The 17,006-nt window shown below is 49.3% G+C and carries 14 protein-coding genes; 3 read left to right on the top strand and 11 right to left on the bottom strand.

Annotation, left to right across the window (positions count from 1 at the left end; all coding sequences use genetic code 11):
• Positions 1-227 precede the first annotated feature (227 nt).
• Positions 228-1,256, top strand: a complete 1,029-nt coding sequence (locus PKO01S_RS12060; RefSeq protein ID WP_127531595.1) for a hypothetical protein — start codon at positions 228-230, stop codon at positions 1,254-1,256.
• A gap of 156 nt (positions 1,257-1,412) precedes the next feature.
• Here PKO01S_RS12060 and PKO01S_RS12055 read toward each other — a convergent pair whose 3' ends face one another.
• From PKO01S_RS12055 to PKO01S_RS12045, 3 genes are all read right to left on the bottom strand, one after another.
• Entirely contained in the window at positions 1,413-1,658 is a 246-nt protein-coding gene (locus PKO01S_RS12055; RefSeq protein WP_127531594.1) for an H-type small acid-soluble spore protein, read from the bottom strand.
• A 129-nt stretch (positions 1,659-1,787) separates the two neighbouring features.
• Complete coding sequence (locus PKO01S_RS12050) at positions 1,788-2,267, bottom strand: GNAT family N-acetyltransferase (protein ID WP_127531593.1); 480 nt, start codon at positions 2,265-2,267, stop codon at positions 1,788-1,790.
• Positions 2,268-2,521: 254 nt separating this feature from the next.
• A complete protein-coding gene (locus PKO01S_RS12045; RefSeq protein WP_127531592.1) occupies positions 2,522-5,215 on the bottom strand; it encodes a discoidin domain-containing protein in 2,694 nt (897 codons plus the stop codon).
• A 295-nt stretch (positions 5,216-5,510) separates the two neighbouring features.
• Between PKO01S_RS12045 and PKO01S_RS12040 the strand changes: the two genes are divergently transcribed.
• Complete coding sequence (locus PKO01S_RS12040) at positions 5,511-5,705, top strand: H-type small acid-soluble spore protein (RefSeq protein ID WP_127531591.1); 195 nt, start codon at positions 5,511-5,513, stop codon at positions 5,703-5,705.
• Positions 5,706-5,838: 133 nt separating this feature from the next.
• On the opposite strand, the gene PKO01S_RS12035 is transcribed toward PKO01S_RS12040, so the two are convergent.
• The 8 genes from PKO01S_RS12035 to PKO01S_RS12000 form a co-directional block, all read right to left on the bottom strand.
• Positions 5,839-7,131 carry a bifunctional DedA family/phosphatase PAP2 family protein gene (locus PKO01S_RS12035; protein WP_246070546.1) on the bottom strand — a complete coding sequence of 431 codons (1,293 nt, stop codon included), beginning with the start codon at positions 7,129-7,131 and terminating at the stop codon, positions 5,839-5,841.
• Positions 7,132-7,471: 340 nt separating this feature from the next.
• Positions 7,472-9,157, bottom strand: a complete 1,686-nt coding sequence (gene ilvD, locus PKO01S_RS12030; protein WP_127531589.1) for a dihydroxy-acid dehydratase — start codon at positions 9,155-9,157, stop codon at positions 7,472-7,474.
• Between the two features lie 20 nt (positions 9,158-9,177).
• Positions 9,178-9,843: a GntR family transcriptional regulator gene (locus PKO01S_RS12025; protein ID WP_127531588.1), complete on the bottom strand. Its 666-nt coding sequence runs from the start codon at positions 9,841-9,843 to the stop codon at positions 9,178-9,180.
• 228 nt (positions 9,844-10,071) lie between these two features.
• Complete coding sequence (locus PKO01S_RS12020; RefSeq protein WP_127531587.1) at positions 10,072-10,752, bottom strand: DUF2231 domain-containing protein; 681 nt, start codon at positions 10,750-10,752, stop codon at positions 10,072-10,074.
• Complete coding sequence (locus PKO01S_RS12015) at positions 10,709-11,305, bottom strand: class I SAM-dependent methyltransferase (RefSeq protein ID WP_127531586.1); 597 nt, start codon at positions 11,303-11,305, stop codon at positions 10,709-10,711. The genes PKO01S_RS12020 and PKO01S_RS12015 overlap by 44 nt, the downstream gene beginning before the upstream one ends.
• Before the next feature lie 198 nt (positions 11,306-11,503).
• Entirely contained in the window at positions 11,504-12,214 is a 711-nt protein-coding gene (locus tag PKO01S_RS12010) for an ABC transporter ATP-binding protein (protein WP_127531585.1), read from the bottom strand.
• Positions 12,215-12,216: 2 nt separating this feature from the next.
• Complete coding sequence (locus PKO01S_RS12005; protein ID WP_127531584.1) at positions 12,217-13,338, bottom strand: ABC transporter permease; 1,122 nt, start codon at positions 13,336-13,338, stop codon at positions 12,217-12,219.
• A 121-nt stretch (positions 13,339-13,459) separates the two neighbouring features.
• Positions 13,460-14,026 carry a TetR/AcrR family transcriptional regulator gene (locus PKO01S_RS12000; RefSeq protein WP_127531583.1) on the bottom strand — a complete coding sequence of 189 codons (567 nt, stop codon included), beginning with the start codon at positions 14,024-14,026 and terminating at the stop codon, positions 13,460-13,462.
• Between the two features lie 339 nt (positions 14,027-14,365).
• On the opposite strand from PKO01S_RS12000, the gene PKO01S_RS11995 reads away from it, so the two are divergent.
• Complete coding sequence (locus PKO01S_RS11995) at positions 14,366-16,936, top strand: glycosyl hydrolase (RefSeq protein ID WP_127531582.1); 2,571 nt, start codon at positions 14,366-14,368, stop codon at positions 16,934-16,936.
• Positions 16,937-17,006: the final 70 nt, after the last annotated feature.

Here is a 17,006-nt window from a genome sequence, read left to right as displayed (position 1 = left end):
ATTTAGGATATAGGAAGTAATGCCTATTCCCTTGTAAGAATGCAGGTTTGGCTAGCATAAACCAATAAAAAGAGAACTTTTCACAAAAAATATGGTATTGCGAGCCGAACAAGAGCGTGATACATTGATTCATACCGCAAAAATGTGGTTAAAGAGGAAAATGATTGTAAGCTATTCAGGAGTGCTTATTGGTGACATTCCTACTCTACCCAAGAGGAGAATGATAGATGAGTTCCAGCCTCATATTGCCTGTTGAACAGCCCTTCATCGCTTCGTGGGCGAACCAGGCCCATGTCTTTTCGATTGCCCAACGTCATCCCTCCTGTCAAGCTTGGATCTATTCCCATTACCTCCAGATTGAGCTCATCCAAGGCTTGAGCGGACATGACACCGTCATCAACTACTCCCATCACACGACACCCGAGGAAGATTGCCCCTGGATCCATGTGACCCGAACAACCTTACAAGAGATTGAAACACAAGGAGCTTGGGTTGACTTTTATAAAAAGACACTGTCCGACGGGATATATATCTACCAGTTCGTGAATCAGTATCATATCCCTAGTTATCCCTTCTATCAGTTGAAAGATGCGCTGCACGATCCCCTTGTCATCGGATTTGACGACCTGCGACAAGTGTTTATTCTCTTGGATTATCATCGGCATGCGGATGGCGGCATGCGTTACGGGCGTTTTGAGGTTTCGTTCGAGGAGCTGGAGAATGCCGTTCGCCATTTACCGGCAAATCTTAATCTTCCAGGCTGTATAGAGCTCTGGCAATACAGGCCGGATATACCGTACGTCTTGGATGTGAAAGGCGTAACGCAAGCCTTGTCGGATTATCTCAATTCCACCTACACTCCGCACCGGGAGCCGACCTGGATCTCGACACCGGTCCTGGAGTATGGCATCAACATCTATCAGCCTCTGTTCCGTCTGCTTGATGCGGCGCGTACGGATGAACTAACTAGAGACTTCCGTTTATTCCACGTCTTGTCAGACCATAAATTACTGATGCTTCAACGTCTAAAGTATATGCACGAACTTGGCCTGGTCCATGAGTCGAGCATTAAGTCCTATACCGACCTGCTTCAGGAAATGTCGAATGTGCGCACACTATTGCTGAAATTCGGACTTAGCCGAAGAACCAGCATACTCGATAAAATCGTTTCTATCCTGCAGACGGTGGCGGCAAATGAAAAATGCATCTTGCTCGGCGTATTTGAGGAACTGCAGGAACTGCAGCTTCAGCACTGAACGTCCTGGTATATCGGTGCAAGTGCCGGATGTACGAATTAATCAAAGAATAGAATTCTCATATATAACATTACTAACTGCCTCTGAACGAAATGAAGCTGCCGAGTGCAATGTCAGCTTCATTTCGTTGTCTATGGGGCTAAAGTTCTTCGTTACTTAGTCCCGAATCCCGTCGTCAGAATTCCGGCATGCCATTTGCTGGACTTCCATAGCCACTGTTGATGAAGGCGTGGTTAAGCTGCGCACCGGCACTTCGATTTCTTGGTCGGGTTCTGCAAGGGGATAAATCCGGACCGTTTCCTTCGCTTCATCCACATGCTGAATATAGACAGGAACCCCGTTATACTTCACGTCTTCCATAACCGGAGAAGCGGCAATTTCCTTTGCCCGATTAATATCCAATGCATAATCCTCCTCTGCTTCAATCTCATTACAGTATGAGCGGAGGCGCAAAGGAATATGCTTGGCCTTTTCCGGTTCGGCAGCTGGATACAGTTATTATTAATGCACTTTAAACTGCAACAACTCCTCTTATTGCAGTTCTTTTATATACCATGTGTCCATAGCATTGTGTTCTGAACCAGCAAGCGGTCTTTCAAGCGGTTTGAAACCTAATTTGCTGTATAGAAGATTTGCTGTTTGAAGTTTCCTCAGCGTTTCTAAGTAACAGTGCGCATAGTGTTCCTTGGCAAAGGTGAGTGCTACTGTCATCAACTCCTTCGACAAACCCATACCTTGAGCTTCAGGTGTAATGTATAGCTTTTGCAACTCGCAAATCCCCGCCTCCTGCCCATAAGGTGCGATTCCAACACCGCCTACTGCAGTATCGTGTTCATTGACTGCAACCCAATACTTTGCTTGAGATTGTTCCTTGTAATATTGAGCCAGATTGCTCAGTTGGGGGTCAAAATACGCTGTTCCAGGAATGTTTAGGTTAAAAGATTCCAATGAGCGCTTTATAATTTGTTCCATTGTTCGGTTGTCCTTCTCTTCAATCTCACGAATCCGCATAGCTTCGACCTCTCATCATTCCTATTTCGTTAACAGGCTATTGTTCTAAGCTTAACCTCTAGAGTTCACTCTAAATCAGAACAAGCCTCATTCTTTTCGAACATGCAGGATTAGTGTGAGTCCGGCATAATAAAAAGGCTGCTTAAGCAGCCTTCATTCGCTTTATAGCGTCTATTTGATTAGTCCGGCTGTTCCAGACTCTCCAACGTTAAATAGGAGTTCCGAAGAACTCCCCATTGTATAGCTCTGCAAGACTAGTTAATCGTCAGATTAAATCCTTGCTGGATGTAATTCAAGCCTGGATAAGCGATATTGCTCGTCGTCAGATTGTTAAACGTTGCAGAACCGTTGCCTGTGTAGGTATATATCGCTGCCCCTTTATGAGGACCGGAAAAACGTGAGGTCGTAATGCCGTCGAGGCCCGTGCCATTAATGTTAATGTTGTTAAATACGATGTTCTGGAAACCGCCGCCATATCCGAATTGGATCGCGTCGCGCTGTGTATTGATGATATCGATGTTGCTGAACGTAACGTTTCTGATCGCATCGTTAGACGCTTCCAGATCGATCGCGCCGCGTTCGCCGTTGTACAGATCTTGGCTCGTACCGCTGTTGATGATCGTCGTATCGGAGAACGTAATGCCCGTGTTGTTCTGGAAGTGGTATCCTGGGAATACCGTATTCATTCGGATACCGGAGCCGCCTACGATATCCGTAATCAGGTTATGGTCCGCTTTGTGGCCGCTGCCGCCGAAGAAGGCGATGCCGCCTGCTCGCCAGTTGTTCTCGATCGTGTTGTAAGAGAACGTGTTGTTCACGCCGGCAGGAGCGCCATTCGTGTTGCTCGGCCATACGGCCAAGCCGTCGTCACCGTTATTGCGGATGCTGCTGTTGCGGACGGTCGAGTTGCTCGTGCCTTGCGAGAAGTTAATGCCGTCCGCAAGGTTATTGCGAATCCGGCTGTTCTCAACAACGAGACCCGTTGCATAGATCGCAGGCGTATGCGCGTAGTCGCCTACCCACATGCCGCACTCGAAGTGCTCGACCCAGACGTCATGGATTTTGGAGTTGGTGCCGAAATTGTCCATGAAGCCTTTGTAAATCGCGTTTTGCCCATAACGCGAGCGAAGGTTGGAGTTCATGTACACGTTGCTGAAATCAAGCTGTCCGGATATCCGGAGCGAAATGCCCCCGCCTGCTGCATTCGGGTTCGTGAACTGAATGTTCGTGTACCAGAAGCCGGCACCCGTAATCGTAATATTGTTAATCATGTTGTTCGCCGATCCGATTTCCCACATGTTGCTCAGATTGAACGTTCCTGCAGGAATGTATACGGATTTGCCGGCTGCTACAGCAGCCGTAACTGTCGCTTTGAATGCGGCAAGGTCATCTTGGCCATCATTCGCTACTGCACCGTAATTGGTTACGGAAAGCGAGTTCGCCGGTTGAGCAACAGCCGTTGGAACAGGCTCGATTTCCAGGAAATCAACGCCGTATTCGAGAGTGTCGCCATTCCCTTTTTGGATTTTGATCGTGTCGCCCGGTTGGAGCGGCGTATCCAGCTTCCAGTGCACTTCGTCAAAACGGAACAACGGACGGCCAGCGCTTGGCGCATCGCCTGGCATGTCGCCCGAGAAATATTGCCAGCTATAATAAGACGTCAGCGATACCGTCTTCACTTTAACGCCATTGACGTATACGTCGAGCGAACCGTTCAATCCCATGCCGTCTGCCGAATCCGGCATTGTGAACCGCATCGTAACGCCAGCACCGCCTTGCCCCTGTCTAACGGTCCATTGTGCATACGAACCGTTCGCAGGAAGCGCGATGTAGCTTTGTCCAGAAGCTTCCGAAGCGGTTTGAGCTTGGTTAAAGGTTGGGGCGCTTTGCAATGTTGCGCCGCCGCCGCGCGTTGCATCTTGCGTGTCATAGCGGCTATAAGGGAAGCTTGCTCCCCTGCCCGTAGGTGTCGTAACAGGCGGGTTGGGGTCCGGATCTGGAGGCTGCGGGTTCGAAGTAGAAGGTGCAACTGTAATGCAGTCGAGATTCACGTTGCCCGAGTCGTTGGCATCATACTTGTAAACGATTGTATTGCTGCCTGCATTCAAGCTCAGCGTCTCCGCCTTCGTGCCCCAAGTATCCCAGTTGGCCAAGTTCGCCAGCGTCGTCTGACGAATCTTCATGCCATTCACGTACACGCTTACCGTCTTGGCGCTGCCGGTTGCATTGGCATATTTCAATGTAACGTCATAGTTGCCGGCTGCGGACGTGTTAACTGTGAAGGCCGTCGTCGCTCCTTGTAACCAGTAGCCGTCAACAAAGCCCGTACCTGTATATCCGATATGATCCGTGTTCACTTTCGCACCGCCGGACAGTGATGCTGCTTCAGCTTCATACGTACCTGCCGGCGTCGTCGGAGGCGTCGTCGTACTGCCTGTCCCGTATATTTTCAACTCGGACAGTTGCGCCGCCGGCCAAGCGGTATTCGCCGTAACGTTCAGACGGACGTAACGCGTGCTCGCAGCGGAGAAGTTGATCGTGACTGTGTTATTGGATACCGCGGGATCAAATACGTAACCTGCGGAGCCAACGATATTCGTGAACGAAGATCCGTCCGTACTTCCTTGAACGGCTAACGTCTGTGTGCGCGTGCCCCATCCTGCTGGCAGCTTCAGTATGATTTGATCGATACTGGAGGCTGTGCCTAAGTCAACTTGAATCCATTGCGGAAAAGCATTGTTGGTGCTTTCCCAATACGTCGATTGATTGCTGTCTTTAACATTGTTGGGACCATACGTTTGCGTTTGGCCGCTCGCCGTTACATTCTTGCCTAGCGCCAGGTTCGTTCCGCCAGCTGCTTGCGCGGGCTTAAGCGGACCTTCCGCGAATAAGAAGCTTGAGAAAAGCACCGTTAGAGCGAGCGTCCATGTAACATACTTGTTGCGCATTATTAACCTCCTTAGATTGTGAGCATGTGTGCGGACATGAACGAAGAGACGAAAACGCTTAGCCGGACGAAGCAACTTATGAATGGAGTGGCTTTAAAGCGCTTTCAGTTTTGATTTTCGTTTAGGCTAGTACTGCCCTCCTCCCCTATTGGTACATCTCATTATAGAGATAGATTGATTGTTGCTATAGAAGCAATATTACGGAAAATGTATGCATTTCTAAGTTTAGATTGATTCTGTGCACGGGGATAAACAACAGAGACTCTGTAAATACTTTATGGGAGGTGATGACATCGTGGATGCGAACAGAGCGAAAGAGATCGCCGACTCTCCGGATATGACAATCGTGTCGTACTTCGGCGTCCCTGTGTTTATCGAGCATGTCAATACGGGAGCCGGCACGGCAAGAATTCATCCGCTAGACAGTCCAGACGAGGAACAGACGGTACCGGTCGACGTGCTTGCGGAAGAATTCAACGGTGAGTCTTGAGTCGAATTTAATATGATTAATCCAAGAAGCCGCATAATGCGGCTTTTTGTTGTTTCTATGTTTTTCATGAATGCTGGCCGTACCGAGTATCGGCAGCGTCCGTTCCAGTCCGAACCGATTGCCGCCATCCATCCTACTGATGCGCAACATGGTTGCCTAGACTTCTAAACTTCCGGAGTATCTCCAACAGCATCACATTTAAGCTGACCCATACACCGCCGAACACATATCCAGCGAAGACGTCGCTCGGATATTGGGCAACGAAATATATCCGGCTTAAGCCAACCAACAGACAAATTACAATGAAGCAAATGATAATTGGTGCCTGAATGAAGATGGAATGGTAATGCCGCATCAGAAGAAATGCCGTAAACCCGCATATTGTGAATGAGATAAGCGTCTCCCCGCTTGGAAACGTATTAAAATACTGAACGTCTGCCGCAACGGGTCCGGGTCGGTGAAATAACAAACGCAAGGTTTCATTTAGCAGTTCTCCGCCTGCTGCTACCCAAACAAGAAAGGTCAGATCCAGTCTTCGCTCTTTACTATGCAGCACGATCCAGACTGCGGTCAAAGCGAGTACGGGTCCGTAGAGAGAAATCGTGCCAAGCCTTGTAAAGTCCAGCATCCAACCGCTCCATTCAGGACCGAATGAAGTTGTAACCAGATAGGCTGCGATCTCGTCGAACTGTCCGAATTCGTGAGCTAGAAAATCCTGGATGACGCCGATCATCAATGAGAAAAAAACAACGAAGCCGGCGAAGGAAGCCAGCAGCATAAACCGCACCTTGCCTAAAGAATGAAAGCGGCTTATCCCCTTTGATAGCAATCCCATGACAGTCTCAACCACTTGATCTTTATACTTGCGGTAAATATAGATAACAGCGGCGATCAATGCCGATGCAATGCCGAAGACGATCATATACTGGTTTACGGTCGAATGATACTGCTCCCACTTGGGACCAAGCAGCTTTCCTAAGGAAATGAACAAGCTGGCCCAGAAGACGGCACCGGTATAGGCAAACAACGCGTAACGTCGAAACGGCATACGTGTAACACCGCAAAAATAACCGGTAATATGCCGGACGCCCGGTATAAAATAAGCCGCAAAGAGCAGCTTATCGCCATATCGTTCAAACCATTGAGCCAATTTATTCAACCGTTCTTCGGTTAAATGGATCACTTTTCCATAGCGTACGATGAATGGCCTTCCTAGCCGATAACCTATCCAATAGGAAAGAGTTACTCCGATTAATACGCCAAGGCTTGCCGAGGCAATGCTCAAAAACCAGTTCAATTTGTGTTCGTAAACAAAAAGTCCAATGTAGCCCATCATCATTTCGCCGGGTAGCGGCAATGCCAGCATCTCGAGGAGCAGGAACACAAAAATGATCCCATATCCATAATGCTCTAGAAGACTCGTCACAATATCCAAGGTGTTCTCCTCCCGGATGCATCGATTTAGAATTTGAATGATCCCATGGAATAAATCTGTCGGACGCATGCCGAATGATCAGTTGCACACGTTAACGGTAATATTTTGTCCCAAAATTGCGAATGTCCAGGGGGTCTATTAATAAACTTATTATCGTTATTCTGCCATTACAGTGGTTGAGTGTACGAATAAAAAGACAACTGTAACCATCCATTTGTTCATTTCGAACGATTTTTTGAAGCGGTAATTTCTACAAACAAAAAAAAGCCGCATTCACTTTAAGCGGCTGAAAAGGCAGGACAGGGACAACTCCCCGCCCTGCCTTTAATGTTTAGATATCTGTTACGGCACCTTTCGATGCGGAGGAAACAAGCTTCGCATACTTGGCCAGTACGCCTGATTTAGCTTTGAACGGAGGCTGAACCCATGCTTGCGCTCGAGCTGCCAATTCGTCCTCTGTTACTTGAAACATCATTTGCTGCGTCTCGCTGTCGATGGTGACCATGTCCCCGTTCTTCAACAACGCGATCGGCCCTCCCACCTGTGCTTCAGGCGATACGTGGCCGACTACGAATCCATGCGAACCGCCCGAGAACCTTCCATCCGTAATAAGGGCAACCTCTCCGCCTAGTCCTTTACCGACGATGAGTGCGGTGACAGACAACATTTCCGGCATGCCTGGTCCGCCCTTTGGACCGCAATAGCGAATGACGACTACGTCCCCTTTATGAATTTCATTTCGCATAATGGCTTCCGTAGCGTCTTCCTCGCTGTCGAACACTTTTGCCGGTCCGGCAAACCGCAGCTTCTTCATCCCTGACATTTTGGCAACGGCACCTTCAGGGGCAAGGTTGCCTCTTAGTACGACCAAAGGTCCGTTCGGCTTCAGCGGCTTATCCAACGGGCGAATAATCTCTTGATTGATTTGCAGCGGAGCTACTTCTGCCAGATTCTCAGCAATGGTCTTCCCTGTTACCGTTAGGCAATCACCATGAAGGAGTCCCTCTGCAAGCAATGCCTTCATGACGCCCGGAATGCCGCCGATATCGTTCAAATCCTGCATGGCATACTGGCCGCTCGGCTTAAGATCAGCCAGATGAGGTACACGCAGGCGGATACGTTCAAAATCGTCCAATGTTAAATCGACGCCTACCGAATGCGCAATGGCGAGCAAATGCAGGAACGCATTTGTTGAACCGCCCAGCGCCATCACGACCGTGATTGCATTCTCAAACGCTTTCATCGTCATAATGTCTTTCGGATAGATCTCCTGCTCCAACAACGAGATGACTTGTTTACCGGCTGCTGCACATTCTGCTGCTTTACCCGGGGAGATGGCCGGCGTAGACGATGAGCCGGGGAGGCACATCCCCATGGCTTCGGCTGCAGCGGCCATTGTATTCGCGGTATACATGCCTCCGCAAGAGCCCGGGCCCGGACAAACGCTGCACTCGACTTTATGCAGCTGTTCCTCTGTTATTTTGCCTTCATGATATTGGCCGACCGCTTCGAAAGCCGTAACGATGTCGACGTTCTTGCCGTCGAGTTTGCCCGGTTGAATCGTTCCTCCATATACGTAAATGGATGGTATATTCATCCGGCCGATAGCCATCAGGCAAGCAGGCGTGTTTTTGTCACATCCGCCGATCGCGACGAGCCCGTCAAATCGCTCAGCTCCTGTTACAATTTCAATCGAATCCGCTATGGCTTCCCTGCTTGGCAGCGAAAACAGCATGCCCCCATGCCCCATCGATATGCCGTCTGATACCGTAATCGTATTAAAAATGAGCGGAGCGCCGCCATGACTGCGCACTCCTTGCTTGGCCTGCAAAGCCAAGTCATTAATGTGCATATTGCACGGCGTTACCTCGCTCCAGGTGCTGGCTACGCCGATCATCGGTTTTTTGAAATCCTCATCTGTAAATCCAACTGCACGAAGCATCGCCCTGTTCGGCACCCGGTTGACGCCTTCGCTGATAACTTTGCTGCGAATACGAAGATCTTTTCCGCTCGCCAATGTCCTTCTCCCCTGTCTATTTAGAGTAAGTCATGCAGCTCCTGCATCGGACGGATGAAATTTTGCTTCATCATCGCCTGAGCGCGGTCGCTGTCGTTCTTCTCGAAAGCTGCAATAATCGAATCGTGCTCATCGACTGAAGCTTGTGTTGCCGTAATCGACTGCTTTAAGAACACGTACTTGAACCGCCGGATATGAATTTGCAGCGAAGCGCTGAATGAAGCGGCGTAAGGATTATCAGAGAGCTCCAAGATGAAGTTATGGAACTGTTCATCTGCCTCCATCGCTTGGTAAGCTTGACCGCTCTTAATGGCGCTGGAGAATTCTTGATTAATGGACCGAAGCTGCTCGATTTGCTCCGGAATGATGACTTTCGCTGCAGCTTCAGCTGCCAGAGCTTGAAGCGCAGCCATCGTGGAGTACATCTTGAAGATGTCGTCCTTTTCAATTTCCGTTACTTTTGTTTCTTTGCCAGGATGCGTCGTCACGAGTCCTTGTACTTCAAGCAGTTGAAACGCTTCACGAATAGGCGTACGGCTTACGCCAAGCGACTCCGCCAATTCGGCATCGATCAGTTTCTCTCCAGGCTGAAGCGTACCATCGATTATCCATCGTTGAAGCTGGGAAAGGGCTCTTTCTTTTGCGGACATTCGCACAGGCGAGACGAAATTTTTAGGTACCGGCATGGTTATCATCCTTACATGTCATTTAGTCATATATGCAATATATCGCATACATATATTATTTGCAAGGCTCAGTTTGGCAACAACTTGAATGTCATCCAACGAGAAAAAAGCCGCATCTTTATGTGCGGCTTTCATGGGTTGTATGTTTTTGTCACATGCTATGCTTCTATTTCTGGTCAAAGAAGACAGTGGACCAGGTTATAGGCTATGAATTGAATATGCTGACATCTAGCTATGATTTCCTTTCGGCGGGTTTACCATTGTGCCATTTACTTTAATACCGATGCCATCCTCGTAAACCATTTTTCCGCCATAATAACCCGTTCCGAGGACTAAGCCGAGTGAAACGGCTGCAACGACAAGATAAATGACAAGTGTCAACTTTGCCAACGATTGTTTCTTGCGAAGCAGCAGCAGCAGTCTGCCTGCCACCAAGATCGTAACGACCCACGCTGTCATATCCGCTAACATACTGTGGATCTCCAAGAGGTCCGTGTTGCCTCTAGCATCCTCTTCAGGACCCGTCGCAACGGATAGCCATGCTGTAAAAGCAGCTGCTAGCCATAACCAAAGATTTTGTTTCAACGGCAGAGCGCCCCGACGGATTGACACGAAGAGATCATGAAGAACGCCGACTGCAATCAGAACGATTGGAAAGTGAACAAGAATAGGATGAAGATGATTCGTTATTTCATTTAACAATGGGAGTTCCCCTTTCGATTGGTATTCCTCACGTCTTATATATGAAAGGACAACTGCACTTCCCGAAAGGTTCATTTGCGAAAAAAAATATTTTGGAGCCATTAGAAGAGCCGCGTCAATGCGGCTTTCAAATGGCTTTGTTATCAGATGCTCATTTGCTGCCCTACCTCTTTCGAATAACCGCCTGAATGACATGTCCGATTCCATGATGCAAAGCGCCTTCATCTCTTCTCTGTTCGCCGTAGAAAAAATGAACGACTTGATGGCCTCTCGTCCAATGAAGTACGTCTTCCGCCCGGTATAGCAAATCTTCCGACCGCGGACCGCCCGTCAGATATTGAAGTTGCTCCTCCGAATATACTTCAAGCATAACTGTTCCGCCGGACTTGACCGTCTCGGTCATTTTATCCAATACGATCCGCTGGCTGGCTTTCGGAAAATGCCCGAACACCATTATGGCCGCGTCGAAAGCTTCCGGGCTTACCGGATCATGAATCAAATCTTTCAGTTCGGTCTTCACCTTAACGCGGTGCCGTTCCGCCAGCTCCTGCGTTTTGCGCAAACCGTTATCGGCGTAATCCCACGCCGTAACTTCCAAGCCTTGCCTTGCCAAATAAACGGCATTGCGGCCTTCTCCTTCCGCGAAAGCCACGACTGACTTCCCGAGTATCCGGTGTGACTGCGCTTCGATGAACGCGTTAGGCTGTTCTCCATAAGCATATTCCGCCGAAGCGAACCTTTCGTTCCACTGATCCTGCATTGCAACCCGCTCCTTGGAATTTTCATCATCAACTTCTAGGCTAGCCATGCGACCACAAGGTTAAACAGAAAAATAACGACCATATTTATCGCTTTCATTCCCGATAGATCGGACGCCTCGACATTGGACAAATAAGCTGACGCCAGTATAAACGGTCGTCAGCTTATGATTCAATGTAAATGAAGTTTCAATGCCTGCTCAGCGCACGGCCTCTGCGAGTGCTGACCGGGATTCCGACAGCGACAAGCGTCCGTCTTCCATTCGGTACACCTTATCGCAATAAGCGAGCATTCGCTCGTCATGCGTAACCATAATCGCCGCCTTACGGCGGGACTTCACTTCCTTCGCGATGAGCGAGACCACTTCGTGCGCACGCTTCGTGTCCAAGCTTGCCGTCGGCTCGTCGGCCAGAATGACCTGCGGATTGTTCATGAAAGCCCGCGCGATCGCAACCCGCTGCTTCTCGCCGCCGGACAATTGATCCGGGTATTGGGTCAACTTGCCTCCAAGACCGAGTTCTCCAAGCAGTTGTGCGGCAAAGGCCTTATCGTCCTTCGTCACCTTGCCGGACAGCTTCTTCACGATAAGCAGTTGCTCCGTTACGTTCAGGTAAGGAACCAGGTTAGAAGACTGCATAATAAACCCGACCTCATGCAATCGTATGCGGGACAAATCTTTGGCCGAGGCGCTCGACAGGTCCGTTTCGTTGAGTTTCACTTTACCTTCTGATGCCTGAAGCAGTGCTCCGGCGATCGACAGAAACGTGCTCTTGCCCGAACCCGAAGGTCCGATTACGGCCACGAATTCGCCGGGCAGCACCGACATCGTCACTCGGTCAAGCGCCGTTGTGCGGTTACTCCCTTCAGCATAATGATGGCTGACCTCGTTCAAATGCAAACCCTGTGTCATTTTTATTCCACCCTCCCCAGCGCTTTAAGCGGATCGATCTTTGTAATGGAACGGACGGAAGCCAGTGAACTCAGCAACGCAATCACGAGCAGAATGATGGAATAGATGACAACGAGCTTCACGTCCAGAATGAAGGGCATGCTCTTTGCAAGCATAGCCGATACCGCATATGTCAATGCTACCCCAATCAGTATGCTTGCGACGGATAAGATAAGCACTTGCGACACGACGGCTTTGCTCAAGAACCGGTTCTCGGCTCCGATGGCCTTTAATACGCCGAATTGATTCACTTTCTGCAAGGTAAAGACATAGAAGAATACACCCAACATAAACGCGGATATCACGAGCAAGAAACCCATCATCATCGTAATGCTTCCGCTTTCTTCCTTGTAGCCTGGCAGACCTTGGATCGCCGCAGCCTTGGTGACCGTCTCCGTATTTGCGAGAGCTGCCGAGACGGCGGCGGAATCGATTTTTTTCCCCTGCAGCATGATGGCGTTGACTGGATCGTGGAGTCCCTTATCGGCCCCCGGTGCTGAGAACGTAATCGTTCGCCATTCGGTTATCGGCACAAATACGGAGGTGACATGGTTAAAGGTCTCGTTCTCAACGAATCCGACGATGGTTAGAGACTGGTTCGTACCGTCCAGCTTAAACGTATCGCCTAGTTTGAAGCCTTCGTCCTTCATCGATTTGTTCGCAATAATCCCGTTAGGCGTGCCTTCTGAAAGTCCGCTCCCCTCTATGACAGCAGGCTCGAGGAAGCTCCCCGGCTCAACGCCTATTAGCGCGATATCCAGCTTGCCCTTGCTTGTATTCGCATCCCCTTTAAGCGCCGTGGCCATCGTCGTCCCGACCGGCGATGCGCCGCGTACGTTAGGCAATTGCTTGACTGCTTCGACACTGTCGGCTGAGATAAGCGACTTGCTTACCGAGGCTTGCGAGCCTTGCTCGAGCAGGACGTAATCGGCTTTCATATTTTTGAACGAGGCAGCCGCCAACGTCTGAAGCCCATTGCCAAGTCCCGATAATATAAATACAAGCCATGCGATCAAAATAAAAATGAGTGCAATAAGAGCGAACCGCATGCGGTTTCGCTTAATTTCCCTCCAAGCTAAATACATATCTTGGTCCCATCCCCTGTTTAATTGACACAAGTGTCAATTTTATTGCTTTCTATTCAGCGCGCGCCATCACTATTAAACAATATAAATGACACTTGTGTCAAATAGAATGATTCGTTTTTTATTTCCCTACGCCTTTGAACCATAGCTCGAACAAGAAGCTGCTCCATTGCGACAGAGGCAGTCTCATCACATTAGGTGAATTAATCAAGTTAAAATAGACGCTGATCTGCGCAGGAAGCGGAATGTCCTTTCGCAGATGCCCCTCGCGATTAGCTTGCTCAAAAATTCGTGTCAGCTGTGCTTTCAGCTCTTCGTGAGCTTGTTCAATATAGGCAAGATCGTGAGCAGCTGCTGTCGAATTTGCCGTATTGATTTTATGGGCGTCGCCAAGCAGTTGATGAAACTCCGATTCTTCGACATACACGTGCAAAATTTGCCGGAGCGCTTCGAGCGAATCGGTCTCGTCTACTTCCGCAGATTTCGTGATGATGCTGCGCATGACTCGCTTCATGCAAGCGGCTACGATTTCCTCTTTATTGGCGAAGTATTGATAAATCGTGCTGCGTGCACCTGCCAAATGCTCGGACAACAGCTTCAGATGGAACCCGTCATAACCATGCTCCAACAGCAGTCTTTTCGTCATATCAAGCAGTTCCATTTCCGTATAATTCTTTTTCCGGCCCACTATACCCGTCCCCTAACCATTCGTGCGATGTCACTAGTGTAACAAATCTAAGAAGAAGAATGAATGCACAAAACCATTCTCCGTCCCCCATCACCTTTTATTACAGCGTTACGTCTCTCCTACTTTGCCTTTGGAAATTTGTTTTTTCGAAAATAAGGCGAAAATTCTACTTTTATTGTTTAGTTTAAGTAGAACGAAAGTGGTGCTTGTTAGTAATAATAATGAATAATTGGCTTCATATACAAGGATTTGAACCTTGTGCTATGTTACGTATGAAAGCGCAATCAGCATTTATTTGATTGTGTTGACTTCTATTTCACATGGAAAGGAAAAGTGGTAATGAAAACTTGGCTCAAAAAGGCAAGCTCAATCATGCTAGCATTTTCTCTGCTGCTTGGATTGACGACCTTGAGGACCGTGCCCGCTCATGCGGACACCGCGCTGTTCACGATTGAAGGCGAGAATGCACAACTCAGCTCCGACTTGCAAGTAACCACAAGCATTTACGGCACCCCCAAACCCGGCTATTCCGGAAGCGGATTTGTCTGGATGCAGAATGCGGGCACCATCACCTTCACTGTAACTGTCCCGGCTACCGGCATGTATTCGATCTCCACCCGGTTTATGCAGGAGCTGAGTCCTGACGGCAGACAGCAGGATTTATTCGTTAATGGCATTAAAAAAGGTTCGTACATGCTGCCATACACGACCTCCTGGTCAAATTTTGATTTCGGCTTCCAGAAGCTGAATCAAGGAATTAACACGATCCAGCTGAAGGCGGGTTGGGGTTTCGCGTATTTCGATACCTTCACCGTGGATTATGCCGATCTAGACCCCCTCGTTGTCCAGCCGGTTCTCACCGACTCTCAATCCACACCGGAAACTCAACTTCTAATGAATTATTTGACGGAGGTGTACGGCGACCATATTATCTCTGGCCAACAAGAAATATACGGAGGTGGCAATGACGGAAATTACGAGTTGGAGTTTGATTGGATCCACAACTTAACGGGCAAATACCCGGCGATCCGCGGCTTCGACTTTATGAACTATAACCCGTTGTACGGCTGGGAAGACGGCACGACCAACCGGGTAATCGATTGGGTGAATAACCGCGGCGGTATCGCAACGGCCAGCTGGCATATTACCGTGCCGAAAAATTTCACCGCCTACCAGCTTGGACAGGCTGTAGATTGGAAAGACGCAACTTACAAGCCGACGGAAACCAATTTCAATACCGCTAATGCTGTTGTTCCTGGTACGAAAGAATATCAATACCTGGAACTGGCCATTGAAGATTTGGCGGATCAGCTGAAGATTCTGCAAAATAACGGTGTACCGATTATGCTTCGTCCCTACCATGAGGCTGAGGGCAACGGCGGTTTGAACGGGGAAGGCGCATGGTTCTGGTGGGCTAAGGCAGGCGCAGCCGTATACAAGCAGTTGTGGAATCATCTCTATACGGAGCTGACGCAAACCTATGGCTTGCACAACATTATTTGGGTCTATAACAGCTACACATACAGTACGTCTCCTGCTTGGTATCCTGGTGACAGTAAGGTAGATATTGTCGGCTATGATAAATACAACACGGTCTATAATCGCTATGACGGTTTGTCTGGTGTACCGAATGAAGATGCCATAACCTCGATTTTCTATCAACTTGTTGATTTAACCGGCGGCAAGAAAATGGTGACCATGGCGGAGAACGATACGATCCCAAGCCTGCAGAATCTGACAGAAGAGAAATCAGGATGGCTCTACTTCTGCCCTTGGTATGGTGAATTCATTATGAGTTCAGCCAACAATTATCCAGCTACTCTGACAACGCTGTATCAAAGTAATTACGTCCTCACATTGGACGAGCTGCCTAATTTGAAGGTAACGAATCCAACCCAAAACTCGACTATCACGCCAACGAGCGCATCGTTCGATAAGAAGACGACTGCCCAAGCCGACATCTCGGTCACGATGACGCTGAACGGCAATACGCTTAATGGCGTTAAGAAAGGAACTTCCTCCCTCGTATCCGGCACGGACTACACCGTATCGGGCACGACTGTTACGATTAAGAAAAGCTATCTCGCCGCACAGCCGGTTGGCACGACTAACCTGACGTTCGACTTTAGCGCTGGCACCGACCCGGTGCTCACGGTATCGGTTGTCGACACAACGGTCGCGTTGCCTGGTTCGCTTACGGTGTCGGGCACGGCCGGCAATGCGCAAGCAACGCTGACGTGGACGGCTTCTACCGGCGCAAACTCTTACAAAGTTGAGCGTGCTGCGGGAAGCGGCGCTTACACGGCAATTGCCTCGAACCTGACCGGTCTGACTTACACGGACACGACCGCTGTTAATGGCACATCGTACAACTATCACATTGTTGCCTCCAACGCAGCAGGCTCGACGAATTCCAACGTCGTCTCGCTGACGCCTGCGGGAACGACGCCGACGACTGGAAGCTTCAAAGTCCAAATGTACAGCGGCAATACGACCGCTTCCAGCAATACGATCGCTCCGCGCGTCAAGATCGTGAACACAGGTACGACCGCGCTGGATCTCTCGAAGGTCAAGCTGCGTTACTACTACACCGTCGACGCGAATAAGACGCAAGCATTCTGGTATGACTGGGCAACCGCCGGAAGCAGCAACCTGACAGGCACGTTTGGGACGATGGCAACGCCGAAGACTGGCGCCGATACGTACTTCGAGATCGGCTTCACAAGTGCCGCTGGCACGCTCGCTCCAGGCGCTGGATCCGAGATCCAGATCCGCATCGCCCGTACGGACTGGAGCAACTACACGCAGACAGGCGATTACTCATTCAGTCCAACGGGCGCAAGCTACGCGGATTGGACGAAGATGACAGGTTATGCGAACGGCACCCTGCAATGGGGCATCGAACCATAGGATAGAATGGATTTTATATAGCGGGATTAATCATCTACTAATGGGAGAGGCAATCCGTGATTTCAGGCAC

Source organism: Paenibacillus kobensis NBRC 15729, from assembly GCF_004000825.1.
GTDB lineage: Bacteria > Bacillota > Bacilli > Paenibacillales > Paenibacillaceae > Paenibacillus_T > Paenibacillus_T kobensis.
Note: the sequence above shows the minus strand (reverse complement) of the source record. Positions and strands in the feature narration are given on the sequence as shown.